The sequence below is a fragment of the Thioflexithrix psekupsensis genome, assembly GCF_002149925.1.
GTDB lineage: Bacteria > Pseudomonadota > Gammaproteobacteria > Beggiatoales > Beggiatoaceae > Thioflexithrix > Thioflexithrix psekupsensis.
Window position 1 is genome coordinate 546,652 of record NZ_MSLT01000023.1, and the last position, 20,839, is coordinate 567,490.

20 protein-coding genes and 1 pseudogene are annotated in these 20,839 nt (G+C 45.1%); 16 read left to right on the forward strand and 5 right to left on the reverse strand.

Annotated features, from left to right (window positions below; all coding sequences use genetic code 11):
* Nucleotides 1–19 precede the first annotated feature (19 nt).
* The gene (locus TPSD3_RS14990; RefSeq protein ID WP_086489347.1) at nt 20–2,200 is read right to left on the reverse strand and encodes an ATP-binding protein; all 2,181 of its coding nucleotides are present in this window, start codon (nt 2,198–2,200) and stop codon (nt 20–22) included.
* Nucleotides 2,201–2,384: 184 nt separating this feature from the next.
* Between TPSD3_RS14990 and TPSD3_RS14995 the strand changes: the two genes are divergently transcribed.
* Nucleotides 2,385–2,798 carry a hypothetical protein gene (locus tag TPSD3_RS14995; RefSeq protein ID WP_086489348.1) on the forward strand — a complete coding sequence of 138 codons (414 nt, stop codon included), beginning with the start codon at nt 2,385–2,387 and terminating at the stop codon, nt 2,796–2,798.
* A 141-nt stretch (nt 2,799–2,939) separates the two neighbouring features.
* On the opposite strand, the gene TPSD3_RS15000 is transcribed toward TPSD3_RS14995, so the two are convergent.
* The 3 genes and pseudogenes from TPSD3_RS15000 to TPSD3_RS15010 form a co-directional block, all read right to left on the reverse strand.
* The gene (locus TPSD3_RS15000; protein WP_086489349.1) at nt 2,940–3,332 is read right to left on the reverse strand and encodes a hypothetical protein; all 393 of its coding nucleotides are present in this window, start codon (nt 3,330–3,332) and stop codon (nt 2,940–2,942) included.
* A 33-nt stretch (nt 3,333–3,365) separates the two neighbouring features.
* On the reverse strand, nt 3,366–4,031 hold the full coding sequence (locus TPSD3_RS15005) for a hypothetical protein (RefSeq protein ID WP_086489350.1): 666 nt from the start codon (nt 4,029–4,031) through the stop codon (nt 3,366–3,368).
* 169 nt (nt 4,032–4,200) lie between these two features.
* Nucleotides 4,201–4,377: pseudogene (locus TPSD3_RS15010) on the reverse strand (IS5/IS1182 family transposase); the annotation flags it as partial.
* On the opposite strand from TPSD3_RS15010, the gene TPSD3_RS18410 reads away from it, so the two are divergent.
* Nucleotides 4,321–4,620: an IS630 transposase-related protein gene (locus tag TPSD3_RS18410; protein WP_425353098.1), complete on the forward strand. Its 300-nt coding sequence runs from the start codon at nt 4,321–4,323 to the stop codon at nt 4,618–4,620. The pseudogene TPSD3_RS15010 and the gene TPSD3_RS18410 overlap by 57 nt on opposite strands.
* A gap of 197 nt (nt 4,621–4,817) precedes the next feature.
* On the opposite strand, the gene TPSD3_RS15020 is transcribed toward TPSD3_RS18410, so the two are convergent.
* Nucleotides 4,818–5,849 (reverse strand): IS630 family transposase, encoded by a 1,032-nt coding sequence (locus TPSD3_RS15020; RefSeq protein WP_086486662.1) that lies wholly within the window; start codon nt 5,847–5,849, stop codon nt 4,818–4,820.
* A 112-nt stretch (nt 5,850–5,961) separates the two neighbouring features.
* Here TPSD3_RS15020 and TPSD3_RS15025 point away from each other — a divergent pair, with 112 nt between their 5' ends.
* The 14 genes from TPSD3_RS15025 (at nt 5,962) to purL (ending at nt 20,836) form a co-directional block, all read left to right on the forward strand.
* Entirely contained in the window at nt 5,962–6,957 is a 996-nt protein-coding gene (locus tag TPSD3_RS15025; RefSeq protein ID WP_245391615.1) for an extracellular solute-binding protein, read from the forward strand.
* A gap of 90 nt (nt 6,958–7,047) precedes the next feature.
* Complete coding sequence (locus tag TPSD3_RS15030; protein ID WP_086489352.1) at nt 7,048–7,629, forward strand: hypothetical protein; 582 nt, start codon at nt 7,048–7,050, stop codon at nt 7,627–7,629.
* Between the two features lie 47 nt (nt 7,630–7,676).
* A complete protein-coding gene (locus tag TPSD3_RS15035; RefSeq protein ID WP_086489353.1) occupies nt 7,677–8,669 on the forward strand; it encodes a KpsF/GutQ family sugar-phosphate isomerase in 993 nt (330 codons plus the stop codon).
* 1 nt (nt 8,670) lies between these two features.
* Nucleotides 8,671–9,207 (forward strand): KdsC family phosphatase, encoded by a 537-nt coding sequence (locus TPSD3_RS15040; protein WP_086489354.1) that lies wholly within the window; start codon nt 8,671–8,673, stop codon nt 9,205–9,207.
* Nucleotides 9,208–9,244: 37 nt separating this feature from the next.
* Nucleotides 9,245–9,787, forward strand: a complete 543-nt coding sequence (gene lptC, locus TPSD3_RS15045; RefSeq protein ID WP_086489355.1) for an LPS export ABC transporter periplasmic protein LptC — start codon at nt 9,245–9,247, stop codon at nt 9,785–9,787.
* The gene (gene lptA, locus TPSD3_RS15050) at nt 9,774–10,289 is read left to right on the forward strand and encodes a lipopolysaccharide transport periplasmic protein LptA (protein ID WP_086489356.1); all 516 of its coding nucleotides are present in this window, start codon (nt 9,774–9,776) and stop codon (nt 10,287–10,289) included. The genes lptC and lptA overlap by 14 nt, the downstream gene beginning before the upstream one ends.
* Before the next feature lie 279 nt (nt 10,290–10,568).
* A complete protein-coding gene (locus TPSD3_RS15055; protein WP_086489357.1) occupies nt 10,569–11,279 on the forward strand; it encodes a DUF8196 domain-containing protein in 711 nt (236 codons plus the stop codon).
* A 56-nt stretch (nt 11,280–11,335) separates the two neighbouring features.
* Nucleotides 11,336–12,061 carry an LPS export ABC transporter ATP-binding protein gene (lptB, locus tag TPSD3_RS15060; protein ID WP_086489358.1) on the forward strand — a complete coding sequence of 242 codons (726 nt, stop codon included), beginning with the start codon at nt 11,336–11,338 and terminating at the stop codon, nt 12,059–12,061.
* An 88-nt stretch (nt 12,062–12,149) separates the two neighbouring features.
* Complete coding sequence (locus TPSD3_RS15065; protein WP_086489359.1) at nt 12,150–13,739, forward strand: RNA polymerase factor sigma-54; 1,590 nt, start codon at nt 12,150–12,152, stop codon at nt 13,737–13,739.
* Nucleotides 13,740–13,781: 42 nt separating this feature from the next.
* Nucleotides 13,782–14,111 carry a ribosome hibernation-promoting factor, HPF/YfiA family gene (gene hpf, locus TPSD3_RS15070; protein WP_086489360.1) on the forward strand — a complete coding sequence of 110 codons (330 nt, stop codon included), beginning with the start codon at nt 13,782–13,784 and terminating at the stop codon, nt 14,109–14,111.
* A gap of 151 nt (nt 14,112–14,262) precedes the next feature.
* Entirely contained in the window at nt 14,263–14,754 is a 492-nt protein-coding gene (gene ptsN, locus TPSD3_RS15075) for a PTS IIA-like nitrogen regulatory protein PtsN (RefSeq protein WP_086489361.1), read from the forward strand.
* Between the two features lie 6 nt (nt 14,755–14,760).
* Nucleotides 14,761–15,717 (forward strand): HPr(Ser) kinase/phosphatase, encoded by a 957-nt coding sequence (gene hprK / locus TPSD3_RS15080; protein ID WP_086489362.1) that lies wholly within the window; start codon nt 14,761–14,763, stop codon nt 15,715–15,717.
* Nucleotides 15,718–15,824: 107 nt separating this feature from the next.
* Nucleotides 15,825–16,907, forward strand: coding sequence for a peptide chain release factor 1 (gene prfA / locus TPSD3_RS15085; RefSeq protein ID WP_086489363.1), 1,083 nt, complete (start codon nt 15,825–15,827; stop codon nt 16,905–16,907).
* A gap of 68 nt (nt 16,908–16,975) precedes the next feature.
* Complete coding sequence (purL, locus tag TPSD3_RS15090) at nt 16,976–20,836, forward strand: phosphoribosylformylglycinamidine synthase (RefSeq protein WP_086489364.1); 3,861 nt, start codon at nt 16,976–16,978, stop codon at nt 20,834–20,836.
* Nucleotides 20,837–20,839: the final 3 nt, after the last annotated feature.

Below are 20,839 nucleotides of genomic sequence, written 5' to 3' on the forward strand. Positions count from 1 at the left end.
TCTTGTCCTTATTTTAAATTTAAGCGGGATTGGCAGCGGTAGAAGTAGCGGGTATTTTTGGGCGTTGGCGCGGTAATGATACGGTAAAGCGCGTTCCTTTTCCTTGCTGTGAAGCGACTTTAATTTTACCCCCATGTTGATGCACAATTTGATGGCTAATTGATAAACCTAATCCTGTGCCTTCGCCAACGGGTTTGGTGGTAAAGAAAGGGTCGAAAATTTTGTTTAAAATCTCTTTAGGAATGCCACAGCCGTTGTCTTGAATGCTGACATAAACATGGTCATTATCTGCGCTGGTTTTAATGATCACTTTACCATTGCCGGGTGTGACCGCTTGCGAGGCATTGGTAATGAGATTTAAAAACACTTGATTTAATTGCGATGGTGAGCAAGAAACCGGCGGCAATTCGCCATATTCTTTAATCACTTCTACGCGGTGTTTTAACATATTATGCGCAATGGTCAACACGCTATCTAAATTTTCGTTCATATTCACATCCGCAATGCGGGCTTGATCTAAGCGGCTAAAATTGCGCAAATTAACGACTAATTCAGAAATTTGCTCAATGCCATAAAGGGTATCTTTAAGCAATTGATCGGTTTCGGCAAACGTGTCTTCTTCAAAGAATTCATTGGCTAATTCTAATACTTCAGCTATTTTGGCTTGTAAAGTATTTTCATCGGTTTCTCCCGACAACAATAATTCTACCAATTCGCGGTATTGTTGCAATAAATTTTCCGCTTGTTTTAATAAACGTTGCGTCATAGATACGTTGTTTTTGACGTAACCTAAAGGCGTGTTAATTTCATGCGCCACGCCCGCCACCATTTGTCCTAAAGAAGCCATTTTTTCCGATTGGACTAATTGGGTTTGGGAGGATTTTAGGCGTTTGTAAGCGGTGGCCAATTCGCGGGTGCGCTCGGCCACGCGCTGCTCCAGCGTGGCAAAATGGGCGCGTAATTGTTCGCCCATCGTGTTGAAAGTACGCGCCAAATCGCCAATTTCATCCGTACGTGCTGTGGGTAAATGTTGATCCCATTCGCCTTTGGCAATGCGATCCGCAGCGGCATTTAAATCGCGCAAAGGTTTTGTCACCCAACGCGAACTTAAAACCCCCACCATAACCGCCACAGAAAGGAAAATTAACATCAAAATTAAAGTATTAATCATATTGGCATGGATTTGTTCCATAAATTCAGCTTTAGGCAACACCACCGCAATTAACCAATCTAAACCTGAATCCGTCTCCCAAGGCGTAATTTGTAAATAATAGGTTTCTTGGTCGTGTGTAAATTCAAATTGGGTACTGTGATCGACGTGTTGAAAGGCTTTGGTATGAATCATTAAAAATTCAGCCGCTGCTTGAATCATTGTATCGTTTAATGCCGTCGCTAATATGGGATTATTATCCGCATCATAGGGCGGAGAATCGGAAGAACTCGCCACCAATAATCCACCGCGTTCCATAACAAACGTTTTGCCGCTTTTTCCTGCTTTTAATTGCCGTAAAAAATCACTGATGTTGCTTAACGTCACATCCACGCCTAAAACACCTTGCAACTCATCCCCTCGATAAATGGGATGTGCCGCGGTGATCATCAATGCTTTGGTAGAAAAATCAGCGTAAATCTCTGACCATGTGGGTTTTTTTCGTGCTTTTGCCACTTGATACCAGGGCCGCTCACGAGGATCGTAATGAGGGCGCGTGCTTAATTCTTCGCTTTCAAATCCGTCTTCATCGGCTTTGAATTTATACATGGTGCGGTTATCTTCGGGCGTGGCTCTGGTGATTTGTAAGGGTAAATTGGGATATTGATTAGCCCCATGAAATTGTCCGTTTTCTTCATGCCCATAATAAGAAGAATAAACCGCAGGAAAAGCCTGAATATATTGCCAAAAATGACGCTCTAATAACGTGCTATCTTCTAATCCAATTTCGTTTAATTGTAAAGCGTAAGCATGATTTTGATTAAGCCATTGTGGTTCAGCAATAAAACTTTGCAAACGATCTGCAATTCGAGCTGTTATTTCAGCGCGTAATTGACTGGCTAATTGATTTACTGCTTGCTCGCCATGACGTAGGGATAAAAAACCCGTTAATGTCACCGCAATAAAAATAATCACCAAAAACGGCGCGATAAGCGTCACACGCAATGAAAAACGAGAGGGAATACGAGATAACACATTGAGCGGCTGCATAATATGTTTTACCTAATGGAGAAATGGGTGCAGCCAGTATAAGGCATTTATGTGACAAAATAAAATTGTCTTTTTTTACTGAATATTGCGTAATATTTTATGGATTGCCTTTAAAAACTAAATGCAACCCGTCACATTAGAGAAAGGAAACACAAGATTTTTATTTTTTTAAGGAGTGCGGGTCATGTTTTTAATCAATTTGTTAAGTATTATTTTATTATTACTATTAGGATTGATGGCGGCTTCGGTTTATTTGCAGGCGCAATCACCTCCGCTACGCCCGGTGTTAGAAAAATTAACGCAGTTTCAAGGAATGTTGGGAGTATCGGGTTTAATTTTTGGTGTCATTTGGTTAATTATTTTGTTAATTAAAGCGGGCTATGTGGTGTTGATGGCGTTATTTGGGCTGGCGTGTATTTTTGTGTTATTGAGTTTGGGGGTTTTGATGGGGAGTCAATGGGTTGAACGTTGGTTGCAGGGATCAGAACAACAGCAGTATTTGCGCGATTGGCGAGCGCGTTTGTTACCCTATCAAACGCAATTGGGGTTAGCGGCTTTGGTGTTAAGTGGTTTGCAATTGTTGTGGTTAATTTTTTAGTACCTAAACAGAAATAATCTGGGTAGTCCTAGTCAAGTAGTGATATGAATAAAATTATCCCAAATCTAATGATTCGTTATCATGGCGAATAAAGTGCCAAATTGCTCCGCAATGGCGGATGGCGGAGCAAAAAAAAACGCGCTAGTCTGATCGGGACATCCATGCCTCACCGCCGGCTATCATGTCAGCGATCCACTGTTTGACAGAGGTACCACCAATGACCGAATCAAATCTGCGAATAAGATACGTGTGATCATCACCATTGGAGATGAGACTGTTAAAGCGATCCGGGTGAGTTCCTTTGAGTTCGGCAACCGCCTCGATCAATTCAGCTCCTAGGGTTGGTCCACCACCCGGCAAATTTGCAGCAATAGTCGCGTCCTGCTTGGAACTGATGTACGCCAACCGAATGTCCGGGTCTTGATTGAGCTGATAATTGTGATAGCCGGTCAGGTTTCCATCTTCACCAATACAGTCATCGCAACTGGCAGGGAAGAAAGGAGCTGCGTTCCAATAATCAATGAGGGTGTCCATTCCACGCGGTTAAAATCTACGAAAACCATACCGTTAAAAAATCTTCACCGCGTCAAATGTACCGGTCACAACGGGAGGACGGACGCTGGTATCTATATATTCACCTTTGGCGGTGGTGAAGTTAAGCTTCACGAGTGCCTTTGGGTTGTCTAACCGGACACCGCTGTACTGTCCACTTAAAATCAACCCGGTGTAAATTTTCACTTTCTCGCTGCTCTCCGGTGACAAACGCAAGTCCAGCATCACTCCCATGCTGGCACTCTCGATTTTAACCGATAAGTACACTACATAGGCATCCGCGCTTGCGCTACTTTGCCAAATGCCGTCATACTCACTGCCTTCGTGTGCAAATGTCAGTGTTGCATTTAACGGCACAGACTCCCCGCCGCGAGTTTGGTTGCCGTTCAACACAGTACCGTTAGTAATTGTGGCATTTACCGTAACGTCGTCTTGCGGCGTTAAACCTTTTAAGTCCAACGCGCCGGTATCCCAATTGTAACTACCGATCATAACGGTCAGGCTTTGCAAATCGGTTTCTAGGAAGACGACATCGGTGTTGTCCGGTTGGACTAACAGGATATAATACTTACCATCGCCGCTCCAAATGCCACTAGGATTGGGTGTTTGTGCCAATGCCGCACTGGATAGGAAGAGATTGAAGTAAACAATTGCCAAGACAACATTAACTAGCTGTTTCATAACACGCTCCTCAGAATTAAGTTCAGTATGATTAACGCATCGCGCCCGCTCATTGCAACAGGCAAGTGATTGAGTTTAGTCGAAGAAAGTGTTCCAAGCCAGTAATTCCCGCTTCTTCCGCTGTTGTCAACAAATTCGCTTTGGGTGTGCTTTTTATGCTTTGGGAGTCTCACAATTGCACTAGACAGTGTCGTCTTTGTACAGCGGCGAGAAAGGAGGCGGTATTTTTGGCATACCGAGTGGCGATACCCCGCCATTGTTTAAGGTGAAGAAATGCGTTCTCAACCAGATGACGCAATTTGTAAAGTTCTTTGTCAAACGGACGCGGCTCTTTACGATTTTTCTTGGGGGAATAACCACTTCCATAGACTTTCGAGAACGTGTATTAAAAACTAGACAAGAAGAGAATCTGACCCTTGCAGAGGTAGCAGAACGCTTTAAGGTGGCGATAGCCAGCGTAGTAAGGTGGGGTAAAGTCTTAGAACCCAAACGGACGCGCAATAAACCCACTAAAATAGACATGGAAGCATTAAAACGTGATGTTGAGCTTCACCCTGATGCGTATCATTACTTACTTAATTCTATTTAATCTTTTTATAGTGCGGATGCTATAGCTTTCCATTTCTATGTTCCTCTCTGTTAGTTAATTTACTCAAATTATACCTTTTATCCCTTCGTGACGACAGCCCTAGAGGAGACTACCAAAGTATTTTTACTTGAAATAATAAATAGTAACTATACCAAAATTATGTGAGATATAAAAACAAATTAAGTTTTAATATCTACCTAGATATTAGGTATAAGATACTGTTTAATTTTATTAAACTTAAACACTTTACCTGACAAAAAGGTCTCAAACATACTAGTGACTTCTTTAAAGCTTGATAGACGATGAAAATTCTTTCTGACCCAATTCTTACCTTGAAGCCAAATATCCTCGACTGGATTTTGCTCTGGGGCATTGGGCGCAAATCTTAATAAACGAACTTTCCATTCTGATTCTGGAAGTCCCCCATTTAATTTCTCTAAATAAGTTCTTAAACCTTCAGAACGATGATAACTTGCACCATCCCAAATAATCACATGACGGGCTTCTTTATATCTGTAAATGAGCCAGTTAATAAAGTCTATCGTATATTTTGTATCAGCTTTCTTTGCCCTATCTAAAATAAATTCTCCCGTATAAATATTCACCGCTCCATACCACGTTTGAGAAGTGCGATAATTACTCATCTTTATTGACGTTCTTTCTCCTTTTTTCGACCAAACATAACCACAAATATCTCCCCACAACTGATGGCTTTCGTCTTGCATCCAGTACATTACCTCTCCACTTTCTATCTGTTCACGCTCCTTATCTATTAAATCCTTAATCTCTTTTTTTTTAGCTTCTACTTTTACCTCATCTTTTGCCGAATTCTCTTTGTGTGTCTTCTTATAACTTAAATTCGCTTCTTCTAATAATTTAGTATAAGAAGTATTTGAAGAATAGAAAACATCATACTCCTCTTTTAAGTATCTCTTTAGTTCCTCTATTGTTATTGTCTTCTTTTCTTGTATCCAATTAATCACATCTTCTCGTTCACGCGGCTTTAAATACCCTGGTGAGCCTTTATACGCTAACTTTAATCCTTCCACCCCTGACGCTAAATAAATGGCTTTCCATTTATCCACAAATTGCACACTGACACAACACGCTAAAGCCGCTTCCGCACGCACAAAACCAAGCAAAGACATTCTTACTGCCATCGCTCGCTTCACTTCTCTCGCCTCACCTGTTGACATTAACTCTTCTAAATCTTCATATCTCTTGTTCATTATTCTCTCCTATTTAAAAAGTATTATTATACGACTCTGAAAAAATTGGTATATTATCATTTGCACTCCTCATTCTATCAAAAACAGGTGACAACACATCATGCTAAAAAAAATGTTTTTTATCAGTAGTTTAGTAGTAAGCAGCCTCATCACTCCCACTTTACAAGCCGACACTGTTGTGGTTTACACTGCCCGCAAGGATCATCTGATCAAGCCCCTCTTTGACGCGTACACAAAAAATACAGGGGTGAACATCCAATTTACCACGGCTCAGGAAGCCGCGTTGCTAGAGCGATTGGTGGCTGAGGGCGAAAATACGCCAGCCGACATGCTGATGACCGTTGATGCCGGTAATTTATGGCAAGCCACTGAACGTGACATTTTACAAGCCATTGATTCTCCTACATTAACTCAAAACATTCCTGCCCATTTACGCGATCCCGATCAGAAATGGTTTGGTTTATCGGTGCGGGCGCGGCCGATTGTGTACAGTACGCAACGGGTTGATCCTAAAGAACTTAGCACTTACGAAGACTTAGGCGATCCCAAATGGAAAAATCGCTTGTGTTTACGCACGTCGAAAAAAGTTTATAACCAGTCATTGACTGCCATGATGATGCAGCGTTTAGGTGCGCAAACCACTGAAAATATTATTAAATCATGGCTAAACAATTTAGCAACAGATGTATTTGCCAGTGATTCGCAACTGATCGAAGCCATCGAAGCCGGACAATGCGATTTGGGAATTGTCAACACGTATTATTTCGGCCGCTTACAAGAAGAAAACCCCAGCATCCCCGTCGCCATCTTCTGGCCAAATCAAGCCGATTCAGCCGGCGGCGTACACATTAATATTTCAGGCGCAGGCATCACCAAGCATGCAAAAAATCCACAAGCCGCGATTAAACTGTTAGAATGGCTGTCTACCCCTGAAGCGCAAGCCATGTTTGCGAGTTTAAACCACGAATATCCCGCCAATCCTGCCGTACCTTCTAGCGAATTAGTGCGTTCTTGGGGCGATTTTAAACCCGATACCACCAATCTGATTGAAGCCGGACGTTTGCAAGTGGAAGCGGTGAAATTAATGGATCGCGCTGGTTATAAATAAGCGTTTTATTCACACTGAATTCAGTGATAGGGGATAACCGTATTTAAGGTTATCCCTTATTTTTTTCTACGGCAAATTAAAGAGGCAATCATGTTACGCATTAAAAACCGTTGGCACAAAAATGCTAAAAATCGCAGCTTACCCGATATTGCACAAACATTAGGTTTTAATTGCTGGCGCATTGCCGCTAACGCCGTAGTAGAATTGGAAAAAGAATTTAAAACAGAAACTTATACTGATCGTTTAAATATCATCGGTGAATATTTGGCTTTTTTATTACAAGCCACCGACCGCTTAACTTATGCACAATTTAGTGAAGAAGAACGACATATTTTTATTTCTGCTTTAGCCAATGATGTCGCCGAACGTTTTGCTGATAATCAACGGGATTTATTGGGAGAAGGGGAACATAAAAAAGCCTTTATTGATCTGTTAAATCAACAGGCTATTGAATATGGTGATATTGAATTTCTTGGACAAGAAGGGGGCTTTGCATTCTGCAATTATTTTGGTCAAAGAATGCAGCGCGCCATGCACGATCAACCTTGGGTGGTTGAATATATGGTGGATATTGCCGCCCCCGAAGCCATTAAACAATTGCGTTTAAATATCAAAGGATTGTTGAGTTTTCAGGCGGATAAAGCCGAAGATGAAGAACGCCAGAAAAACTGAGAATTTTCCCAGTCATTCAATCCACATTCAACCCCTTATCTCATCTTATGTCCACAACACCCGAACACACGCTGTTTTCTTCACTGCAACAACTGGCGTTAGCCGTGATTGACACCGAATTAGCCGCTGTGGCCGCCTTAAAAACGCGCATTGATGCCCATTTTGTCACCGCCTGTCAACGCATGTTAGCCTGCGAAGGGCGAGTGGTCGTATTGGGAATGGGGAAATCCGGACATATTGGTGGTAAAATCGCTGCCACTCTCGCCAGCACCGGCACCCCCGCTTTTTTTGTACATCCCGGTGAAGCCAGTCACGGCGATTTGGGGATGATTACGTCTAAAGATGTGGTGTTGGCCTTGTCTAATTCGGGCGAAACGGAAGAAATTTTAACCATTTTGCCGTTAATTCGTCGTTTACACGTGCCACTGATCGCCATGACCGGCAATCCCCACTCTACTTTAGCCCAACAAGCTGAAGTACATTTGGATGTGAGTGTAGCGCGGGAAGCCTGTCCGTTAGGTTTAGCCCCAACGGCCAGCACCACCACGGCCTTAGTCATGGGCGATGCGTTGGCGATTGCTTTGTTAGAACAGCGAGGCTTTAGTGCCGAAGATTTTGCGCGTTCGCATCCCGGTGGGCGTTTGGGTAAACGTTTATTACTACGAGTACAAGATTTAATGCACCGCGATCCCCATGTCCCCAAAGTCAGCCATCACGTGACCTTAGCCCAAGCATTAACGGAAATGTCAGCCAAAGGTCTGGGTATGACGGCTATTGTTGACGCAGAACAACACGTTTTAGGCGTATTTACTGATGGGGATTTACGACGGGCTTTGGATAAACCGCTGGATATTCATGCGGTGCGCGTGACTGAAGTCATGACCTGTCCTTGTAAAACAATAGCGGCCGATGCGTTAGCCGTGGATGCCCTCAGTGTAATGGAACGCCACAAAATCAATGGATTATTAGTCACTGAACCCAACAACCGACTTATCGGAGCTTTAAATATGCACGATTTACTTCGCGCAGGTGTGGTGTAATATGACAATTCCTGCTGATATTTTACAAAAAGCCGCACAAGTGCGCTTAATGATTTTCGATGTCGATGGCGTGTTGACAGACGGCCGTTTATATCTTGGTGCGCAAGGTGAGGAATATAAAGCCTTTTATGCCCGCGATGGTTTGGGCATGAAACTGTTGCAAGCCTCCGGCGTAGAATTAGCGATTATTACTGGCCGCAGTTCTCCCGTAGTCTTGCATCGCATGGAAAGTTTAGATATTCGCTATGTGTATCAGGGACAATTGCAAAAATTGCCTGCATTATTAGACCTTTGCGCCCAACTGCAACTCAGCCCAACCCAAGTGGCCTATTTGGGAGATGACATTAACGATGTGCCGGTGCTGCGCAAAGTGGGATTACCCTTAGCGGTGGGAGATGCGGCGGCGGCGATTCTGCCTTACGTGGCGTGGCAGGTACAAGCCCACGGCGGCCGTGGTGCCGCCCGCGAAGTCTGCGAGCTAATTATGACGGCACAAGGCACGTTAAACGAGCAATTAGCCCGTTATGATATTCGCTAATGATGCCCATAAAAACGCTTAAACCGCGAGTTATCCTATGAAAAATCGCTTAATCGGCTTGTTATTAGTGATATTAGCGGGGGGAAGCACGTGGTTACTGCGTAGTTTAGATCAAGACAGTCATCGTACACCATCCGTATCGCGTTATGTTGACTACACCTTGCACGATTTTGAAGCCCATCGTCTTGACCACCACGGGCAACCCGCACAATCTCTCAAAGCACAACAATTAATCCATTATAATAGCGGTGAAAGCGAATTGATTGCGCCCCATTTAACAATATATCAAGATCAAACTGCGCAATGGGATGTGCGCTCACAACGCGGCGAAGTCTCAGCAGATGGCAATGAAATTTGGTTATTGGGCGCGGTACATTGGCGTAAATTGCCACGAATGGAAACAGAAATTTTTACCCATGATGTGCGCGTCGATCACGCGCAGCAACTCGCAGAAACCCAAGCCCCCAGTCGCATCATACACCCCAATGGGACAACGGAGAGTATAGGATTGCGTGTTTTTTTCGCAACACAACAAGTTGCATTATTGTCTACCGTGCGAGGCCGCTATGAACGCCCTTAAAAAATTATTTCTCGTGACGATTGTAAGTTATACAATAAATCCTATAGCGGTTTACGCCTTATCGACTGACCGTGATCAACCCATTTTGATCGAAGCGGATCAAGGTCAGATTGACGATGCCCGCGGTATCGCCACTTACGAGGGACGAGTGATTATTACGCAAGGCAGCATTCAAATTAATGCCGATAAAGTCACGCTTAATTACAGCGAAAAACAAGACATTGAAAAAGTCACCGCGATTGGCAAACCCGCACAATTTCGCCAACAGCCTGATAATTCAGAAGAATTTTTACACGCCAATGCCGCACAAATGGAATATTTTGCCGATCAAAATCTGCTAGAATTAACACAAGGAGCTAAAGTGTGGCAAGGTAAAGATGTGGTGACTGGAGAAAAAATCACTTACGATACCCACGGTGGAATTATCCGTGCGTTCAAGGGTGATACGGAAAAAAGTCGCGTCACGGTGACCTTACAACCACGCCGCCAAAAAAATCAGTGATGAACTCACCTTACGTACTCAGGCTAATTTGTGATAAATAAATCTGCTCAATTCAACTTCCATACACAAAAAGAAGGTAAATATACCAAAAAGATATGATTCATAGAATCCTTATTTTGTCAGAATCAGAATTTACAGAATTAAAGAATTTTCAAAATTGACTCTTGCAAGTCGTTTATTTTTAATCGATTTTTAATTCTTTAATTCTGAAAATCCGAAAATTCTGTAAATTCTGATTCTGACAGAAAAATTTTATGAATGACTTAATTTTGGTATAGCATGGATACTCATGATAGCCCCGCACCAACACTAGAAGAGATTTGGCGTTTATTTAAGGAAACCGACCGTCAATTTAAGGAAACTGACCGTCAATTTAAGGAAATTGCACTCCAATTTAAGGAAACTGACCGTCAATTCAAGGAAACCGACCTTCGATTTAAAGAAACTGACCGTCAATTCAAGGAAACCGACCGTCAATTCAAGGAAACCGACCGCCGATTCAAGGAAACCGACCGTCAATTTAAGGAAACCGACCGCCGATTCAGAGAAACTGATAAAAAAATTGGAGAGTTAGGCAATCGCTTGGGTGAGTTTGTAGAAGGTTTTGTCAAACCCTCGGTGACGCGCTTGTTTCAAGAGCGCGGTATTTTGGTACATAAAACTTACAGCGATGTCAGTGCGAGTAATCCAGAATTAGATTTAGCCACACAGATTGATTTGCTGCTTATTAATGGCGACGTTTGTGTTTTGATTGAAGTCAAAAGCAAACTGGATATTGACGATGTCAATGAACATATTGAGCGCATGAATAAATTCAAGCGATTATTTCCTGAATATGCAGATAAAAAAACCTATGGCGCAGTTACAGCAATGGTGATACCAGATGAGGTAGGCAAATATGCGTATAGAAAAGGTTTTTTTGTCATTGCGCAAAAAGGGGAAATGACCGTCATTTTGAATGACAATAAATTTAGACCCGCCACATGGTGATAAAAAAAATAATAAAGTACGTAAGGTAAGTTATGAATGTAAAAACAAGCTCAGGCATGAGCCTACTGACCGCACGACAACTCGCCAAATGTTACCGTTCTCGCCAAGTGGTGCGCGATGTCAGTTTACACGTGCAAAGCGGGGAAATTGTGGGTTTGCTGGGGCCGAATGGCGCCGGAAAAACCACCAGTTTTTACATGATTGTGGGTTTAATTCCCTGTGATGCCGGCCAAGTGCAGTTAGACAATGATGATTTAACCCGCTATCCCATGCACCGTCGAGCGCAATTGGGCGTAGGGTATCTGCCCCAAGAACCCTCCGTTTTTCGTAAATTGAGCGTCGCCGACAACATCATGGCTATCCTACAGCGACAAACCCAACTCAGCCCCCAGCAACGTCAGCAACGCTTGACCGAATTGCTAGAAGAATTGCATATTACTCATCTGCACGATAATCTAGGCATGAGTCTCTCTGGCGGTGAGCGTCGTCGCTTAGAAATTGCGCGGGCATTGGCGGCGCATCCGCGTTTTATGCTGCTTGACGAGCCTTTTGCGGGGGTTGATCCCCTGTCGGTGTTGGATATACAACGGATTATTGCTCAACTGTGTCGTCTTGACATCGGCATTTTAATCACAGACCACAATGTGCGCGAGACGCTACATATTTGTGATCGTGCCTATATCGTCAATGAAGGGACTATCATTGCAGAAGGAACACCCCGTGAAATCTTAGCCAACCAACAAGTGCGCGAAGTCTATTTGGGGCAGGATTTCCGATTATGAGCGGGTAAAAAAAGCGGTGCGAATGATCCATGCCCATTTTACCCATGCACGACACATTAAAGAATTTCGTTTTTACCTCTGAACGCTTATGAAACAAAGTCTGCAACTGCGCTTAGGTCAGCAAATCACCATGACCCCTCAGTTACAACAGGCCATTCGCCTGTTGCAACTCTCAACGTTAGACCTGCAATTAGAAGTGCAACAAGCCTTAGAATCCAACATCATGTTAGAAATCGAAGAACTTGAACAGCAGGATACGGAAGAAGAGGACACGGTCGATTTATCCACATTGTCAGAAGATGACTATCGAGAGCGTGTTTCTGATGAATTGGACGGACAAAGCACAGATACCCCTCTCCCCGACGATCTAAGCCGCCCAGAAATCAGCAACACTGATCGAGACGATCCCTTTAACGAGTACAACGCGGCTGACTCGGCAGAAGTCAATTTTCAAGAAAACGAAACCATCCCCACAGAATTAGCCGTGGACTCACAATGGGAAGATATTTATGAGGGAACATTGGGACAGTACGATTATCCCAGTGGCGATAACAGCGATTTTGCCGACCGCGATCCGTTTAACCAACACACCACCGAAGAAACCCTACAAGAACACTTACTCTGGCAATTACAACTGACTCCATTCAGCGATACTGACCGCACCATCGCCCACATTATCATTGACAGCATTGATGGTGACGGCTATCTACGCACCAGCTTAGAGGACATTGCCGACACCTTGGGCGAGGAAGTTGACCTTAGCGAAATAGAAGCTGTTTTACATCGAATTCAGCATTTCGATCCGATTGGTGTGGCTGCCCGCGATTTGGGCGAATGTCTGGTGTTGCAATTGTCGGCGTTGCCCCCCAGCACCCCCTGGCGCAACGAAGCCTTAACCCTCGCCAAAACCCATTTAGATGTGCTGGCCGCTCGTGACTATGCCCAGTTGACTAAACGCATGAAATTAGGGCGCGAAGAGCTGCGCGAGGTGGTGGAATTGATCCAATCTCTGCGGCCGCGCCCCGGTTCTCACATTGAAGCACATAATGCCACTTACGTCGTGCCAGATGTGTTTGTGCGCAAGGTCAAAGGACAGTGGAAAGTAGAGTTAAATGCCGAAATTGCCCCGCGTTTGCGCGTCAATCAACACTATGCCGATCTCATCTCCCGCGCGAACAAAGAAACCGATGTGGCCAGCTTGAAAAATCATCTGCAAGAAGCCCGTTGGTTTATCAAAAGCCTAAAAAGTCGCCATGAAACGCTGTTGAAAGTGGCGCGTTGCATTGTCAAACGACAAACTGCTTTCTTAGATTATGGTGAAGAAGCCATGAAACCGCTGGTTTTATACGATATTGCCAGCGAACTGGAAATGCACGAATCGACCATTTCTCGTGTCACGACCCAGAAATATATCCATACCCCGCGTGGCATTTTTGAGTTAAAGTACTTCTTTTCTAGCCACGTCAGCACGAATAGCGGCGGAGAATGTTCTTCGACGGCGATTCGTGCCTTGATTAAAAAGCTCATTGCCTCTGAAAGTGCCGCCAAACCATTAAGCGACAGCAAAATTGCGCGGCTGCTGTCAGAAAGAGGGATTAACGTCGCCCGTCGCACCGTCGCCAAATACCGGGAAGCGATGGTCATACCCCCCTCAAATGAACGAAAACGGTTAACCTAATACCGTTCCTCTCCCCAACAACGATAACACTAGGAGCATACCATGCAACTGAATCTCAGTGGACATCACGTCGAAGTGACTCCCGCCTTACGCAGTTACGTCATCAGCAAATTAGAAAAACTGGAGCGTCACTTTGACCATGTCACCAACGTGCATGTGATTCTCAGCATCGAGAAACTCAGACAAAAAGCAGAAGCCACCATTCATGTCAGCGGTGCCAACTTATTCGCCAACGCCGAACATGAAGACATGTACGCCGCCATTGATGCCCTGACGGATAAGTTGGATCGGCAAATCAAAAAGCATAAGGAGAAACTCAAAGATCACCACCAAGCTGATGGCCGGGTTAAAACTCAAATTATTGAATCTTAAAAAATTATTTCTAGTTTCATCGATTCAATAACGCCGGCGAGATGGGGAGTGTGCGGAGTAGACGGACTGACTCCGCCCTCCTTTTTTTGTATGGATTTTTTCGCGTATTAGCTTATCCCATATAGACTTAGATTTATCCCCCATTTATCTTATGCAAATCAAAGACATATTGACTCCAGATCGCATGTTGTGCCACGTGCAGGCCAGCAGTAAAAAGCGCGTTTTTGAGTATTTCAGCAAACTGCTCGCCACCGAAACCTCCAAACTAGGCAATCGAGAAATTCTCAATTCCCTACTGGCACGAGAACGTTTGGGTAGCACTGGGTTAGGACGCGGCGTGGCCATTCCACACGCCAGAGTCAGCCATTGTGATGTGACACTTGCCGCATTTTTGCAGTTGGATCAAGGTATTGATTACGATGCGATTGATCGTCAACCGGTGGATTTACTGTTTGCCTTAGTCGTACCCGAACATTGTACGGATGAACATTTACAAATTCTCGCGCATTTAGCAGAAATGTTCAGTGATGCCACATTCCGCGAACAACTGCGTAATGGACGGGATTGTGGTGAAAAATACAAATTATTTGCCGAATGGCAACCCAGTCAATCCCCCATGACGATACAACATGACGACGAGTAAGCGTTTATGCAACTTATCAGCGTGGTTGAATTATACGAAAGCTGTGCCGACAGCCTAACCCTACATTGGGTGGCCGGCCGGACGGGCAGTAAACGTAATATTTTATTGCGGGTTGATGAAAAACTCGCCCACGTCGGCTATCTCAATCTCATTCACCCCCACCAAATCCAAGTGATCAGCTTATATGAACTGGCTTATTTGGACGCACTCACGCGCCCTGTGTATCAGGAGACGTTAAAACAACTGTTTGAAAATGACAATCTAGCCTCGGTGATTGTGGTGGATAGCCATGCGACAGACGACTTAAAAGAGTATGCAGAAAAATATCAAGTTCCCCTTTTTGTCTCCCAATTACCGGGCGAACACGTTATTAATTATTTACATACCACTTTTGCAGGTCTGTTGGCACAACGCACGACATTACACGGCGTATTTATGGATGTCTTGGGTATGGGCGTGTTGATTATGGGACGCAGCGGCACGGGAAAAAGCGAATTGGCTTTAGAATTGGTCAGTCGCGGCCATCGCTTAATTGCGGATGATGCACCCGAATTCTGCCGCGTCTCGCCCAATGTTATCAATGGCGCGTGTGCGATGGCGGGCATGAATCCCTTTTTAGAAGTGCGCGGCTTGGGGATTCTAAATGTACAGGCTTTGTTCGGTAACAGTTCTATTAAAACAGAAAACCAATTGCGGTTAATCGTGATGTTAGAACAGATGAGCGAAGAGCGGTTAAAATCAATTGACCGCTTACAAGGCGATTACCGTGTGCGGCGTGTTTTGGGCGTAGATATTCCAGAGATCAGTTTACCTGTGGCCGCGGGGCGCAATTTAGCGGTGCTGTTAGAATCCGCTGTGCGCAATCACAGCTTAAAAGAACAAGGCTACAATGCCGCTGACGATTTTTGCGAACGACAACAACAAGCCATGCAAGATAACAGCACCCGCTTTAACACATTCTGACCGATTGACCCGCAACAACACATCATCACCCCCAAAATTCCACCGCCGCAACCGCCGCCGCTCAGGTTTACTCTTTAAACTAACCAAATGATTTTAAAAGATTTTATATGAAGCCATCCATTCGTCAAAAATTAGAAACCCTACATGATCGCATTGAAGAACTCAGTGCGCTATTAGCCGATCCATCGACCATTGCCGATCAAAATAAATTCCGTCAATTCTCGCAAGAATATGCCGAATTAAAACCCATTACGGATTGTTTTAAACGTTATTTAACTGCGCTGACGGATGTGGATTCAGCCACCTCAATGCTGAACGATCCCGAATTGAAAGAAATGGCCATAGAAGAAATTGATCAGGCCAAAGCTCGCGCCGAAGCCCTCACGGAAGAATTGCAATTATTATTATTGCCCAAAGACCCTGATGATCGACGTAATATTTTCTTAGAAGTGCGCGCTGGCACGGGCGGCGACGAAGCGGCTTTATTCGCGGGCGATTTGATGAGAATGTATTGCCGTTATGCCGAACAACAACGCTGGACAACCGAAATTATCAGCGAAAGTGCCGGCGAACACGGCGGCTATAAAGAAGTCATTTTGCGCATTAGCGGCCAAGAAGTTTACTCGCGTTTAAAATTTGAATCCGGCGGCCATCGGGTGCAACGTGTTCCAGAAACCGAAGCACAAGGACGTATTCATACGTCGGCTTGTACCGTGGCCGTGATGCCCGAAGTGGAAGAAATTGACGCAATTGACATCAATCCCAATGACTTAAAAGTCGATACCTATCGCGCATCGGGTGCGGGCGGCCAGCATGTGAATAAGACGGACTCCGCTATTCGTATAACGCATATTCCCTCTGGGATTGTGGTCGAATGTCAAGACGAACGCTCACAACACAAAAATCGCGCCCGCGCCATGTCCCTGTTACAAGCGAGACTACTCGACGGCGAACGCGAAAAACAACGCAGCGAACAAGCCGCTACCCGACGTAGTTTAGTTGGCAGCGGAGATCGCTCAGAACGGATTCGCACTTATAATTATCCCCAAGGCCGCGTGACAGAACATCGCATTAATTTAACTTTGCATAAATTAGATGAAATCATGAACGGTCAATTAGACCAAGTTATTAATCCATTAATTCATGAACATCAAATGGATTTATTAGCCAGTATCAGTGGATTAAATTAAATTTTTCCTTTTTTAAAAATACTGCTTTTTTCTCAACCGTTTTTCTAACCTTATTCCACGAGGACATTATGCACTACCTTGGTGGCTCGGCACTGTCGCAATTTCGCAAAATTAAAAAACTTAAAGACGCGCAATCTATTCTTTCTACTTTACAAGATATTGAAGCCACATTTCTCTATCTGATTCACAGCGAAAATCCGTTGACTTCGGAACAACAAGCCCGTTTACACGCCTTGTTGCCGGAATTATCACTGCGTCCTGTGCGGCTTGAGCAGGGTTTTGTCACATTGCCTCGCGCCGGCACGGTGTCGCCGTGGTCGAGTAAGGCCACTGATATTGTGCAGCAATGTGGTTTATCCGATGTTTTACGGGTCGAACGCGCCATTGTGTGGCAACTCCACGCGCTATCCCCATTATTTCCCGTACAATTACAACAATTAGCCCCGTTATTTTATGATCGCATGACCGAAACGGTCGCGTTTCAATTAGACACATTAAGCGATCTCTTTATTCCCGCAAAAACAGAAACAATAGTGCATATTCCTTTGTTGGAACAAGGAAGACAGGCTTTAGTCGAAGCCAATCAAAAAGAAGGGCTTGCATTATCCGATATTGAAATGGATTATTTATGTGAACAATTCACGCGCCTAAAACGCAATCCTACCGATGTCGAATTAATGATGTTTGCCCAAGCCAATTCTGAGCATTGTCGTCATAAGATTTTTAATGCCGATTGGATTATTGATAACGAAGCCAAGCCGCATCGTTTATTTGACATGATTCGTCATACTCATGCTGTGAATCCCGGCCGGGTTTTATCGGCTTACCATGACAATGCGGCGGTGATGACAGGTTGGCCGACTCAACAATTTTATCCCGACAATAAGCATATTTATCAATGGCATTCGGAAACGCCCGCGATTTTGATGAAAGTGGAAACGCATAATCATCCCACAGCCATTTCTCCTTATCCGGGCGCGGCGACAGGATCGGGCGGAGAAATTCGAGACGAAGGCGCAACCGGCCGCGGTGCCAAACCCAAAGCCGGTTTAACCGGCTATTCTGTTTCTCATTTGCATTTACCCGATTGTCCGCGCCCGTGGGAACAGGAATACGGTAAACCAGAACATGTCGCCTCTGCTTGCCAAATCATGTTGGATGCGCCGATTGGTGCGAGTCGTTTTAATAATGAATTCGGCCGGCCAGCAATTCTCGGTTACTTACGCAGTTTTGAACAAACCATTGACGGACAACGCCGCGGTTATCACAAACCCATTATGATCGCGGGGGGCATTGGTAATATTCGCCCGCAACACGTGGAAAAACAACAAGCCACCGCCGGACAATTATTAATTGTGCTGGGGGGGCCGTCGATGTTAATTGGTTTGGGTGGGGGCGCGGCTTCTTCCGTCGCCGCAGGACAGAGCAGTGAACAATTGGATTTTGCTTCTGTACAACGCGACAATGCCGAAATGCAACGCCGTTGTCAGGAAGTGATCGATGCCTGTTGGCAGTTGGGCGCGAATAATCCCATTGTCACTGTACACGATGTGGGCGCGGGCGGTTTGTCTAACGCGATCCCTGAAATAATTCACGACAGCCATTGTGGGGGAACGTTCGATTTATCCCGCATTCCCACTGCCGATCCCAGTTTGTCGCCTAAAGCCTTGTGGTGCAACGAATCACAAGAACGTTATGTTTTAGTGATTGATCCCAAAAATTTATCGGTTTTTGATCAATTGTGTGAGCGGGAACGTTGTCCGTATTCGGTTGTGGGGACATTGGATAATACACAACATTTGCGTTTACACGACAGCCAAACCGGTCTCACGGCGATTGATTTGCCGTTATCTGTATTATTCGGTCAATTGCCGCGGATGCAACGTCAAGTCTCCAGTCATACAGTGGCGCGTACCGGAATTGATTTGGAACGAATTGATTTACATGAGGCTTTGATGCGGGTGTTAAGACATCCCAGTGTCGGCAGTAAAAGTTTTTTAATCACCATCGGGGATCGCAGTGTCGGCGGTTTGGTGGTGCGCGATCAAATGGTCGGCCCTTGGCAAGTGCCAGTTGCAGATTGTGCGGTGACGGCGATGGGTTTTACAGGAATACACGGTGAGGCGATGTCAATGGGAGAACGCACGCCTTTAGCGGTCTTAAATGCGCCCGCTGCCGGTCGCCTCGCCATCGGAGAAGCCTTGACTAATCTGGCGGCCGCTTGTATTGATGAGTTAAGTGATGTTGTATTATCCGCCAATTGGATGGCCGCTTGTGGTCAGCCCGGTGAAGATGCGGCTTTATACGAAACCGTTAAAGCGGTCGGTTTAGAACTGTGTCCTGCGCTGGGCGTGGCAATTCCAGTGGGGAAGGATTCTTTATCCATGCGCACGGTGTGGACAGATAAAGCTGTAATCTCTCCTGTATCACTTATTGTTTCCGCTTTTGCGCGTGTCAGTGATATGACAAAAAGTCTTACGCCGCAATTGGTCGGTGGGGATACGGTTTTATTATTGGTCGATTTGGGGGCGGGGCGTTGTCGTTTAGGGCTGTCGATTTTGGCACAAGTTTATAATCAAGTCGGCAATGAAGTGCCTGATGTCGATGATCCAGCAGCATTAAAAGCCTTTTTCTTAACCCTACAAGCCTTAAATCGCGCCGGAGATATTTTGGCGTATCATGATCGTTCCGACGGTGGATTGTGGACGACTTTGTGTGAAATGGCTTTTGCCGCGCATGTGGGTTTGGATGTTCAACTCGACGGTTTGGATGCTTTGCCTTTGGCGACGTTGCTCAATGAAGAATTGGGCGCGGTGTTGGAAGTGCGCGAATGTGATGCAGACCGTATTCAGGCACGTTTTGCCGAAGCGGGTTTAGTCTCGCATCGAATTGGCCATGTGAATCAAACGGATACGATTAATTTATATTTTCAAGATACGCTGTTATTCAGCTTGCCACGAGTGAATTTACAACGCGCTTGGAGTGAAACCAGTTATCAATTGCAGCGATTACGCGACAATCCCCAATGCGCCCAAGAAGAATACGACACCATTTTAAATCGAGATGATCCCGGTTTGTCCGTTCAATTGACTTACACATTAACCGATGTCAACAGTAAGCCAGCGAGTGGTTTTCATATCGCTTTGCCGCCGAAAATGGCGATTTTACGTGAACAAGGTGTAAATGGTCATGTCGAAATGGCTGCGGCCTTTACCCAAGCGGGATTTGAATGTGTGGATGTGCATTTGTCAGACATTATTGCCGGGCGAGTCAGTTTAAAATCGTTTCGTGGTTTTGCGGCCTGTGGTGGTTTTTCCTATGGTGATGTGTTGGGCGCGGGCGGCGGTTGGGCGAAATCGATTTTATTGCATACGCGAGCGCGAGAAGAATTTGCGGCATTTTTTCAACGTGCGGATACGTTTGCTTTGGGCGTGTGTAATGGTTGTCAGATGATGGCGCAATTACATGAATTGATACCGGGGGCAGGTGTGTGGCCGCATTTTGTACGTAATCATTCAGAACAATTTGAAGCGCGTTTGGTGATGGTAGAAATTCCTGATTCAGTGTCGGTGTTGTTGCGTAATATGTCTGGTTCACGTTTACCTGTAGTTGTGTCACACGGCGAAGGACGAGCGGCCTTTATGAATGTAGAAGGGGCGCGTCGTTTGTTGGATCAGCGTTTGGTGGCGTTGCGTTACGTGGACAATTTCGGACAAGTCACAGAACAATACCCCTTCAATCCCAACGGTTCTCCTTTCGGAATTACCGGCGTGACTTCGAGCGACGGCCGTTTTACCCTAATGATGCCCCACCCCGAACGCACTTTTTTACAACAACAATTCTCTTGGTTCCCCGACAGTTGGACATTACGTCATAGCCCATGGTTGGAATTGTTCCGTAATGCGTATCGGTTTGCGCGGGGGGAGTGAGGG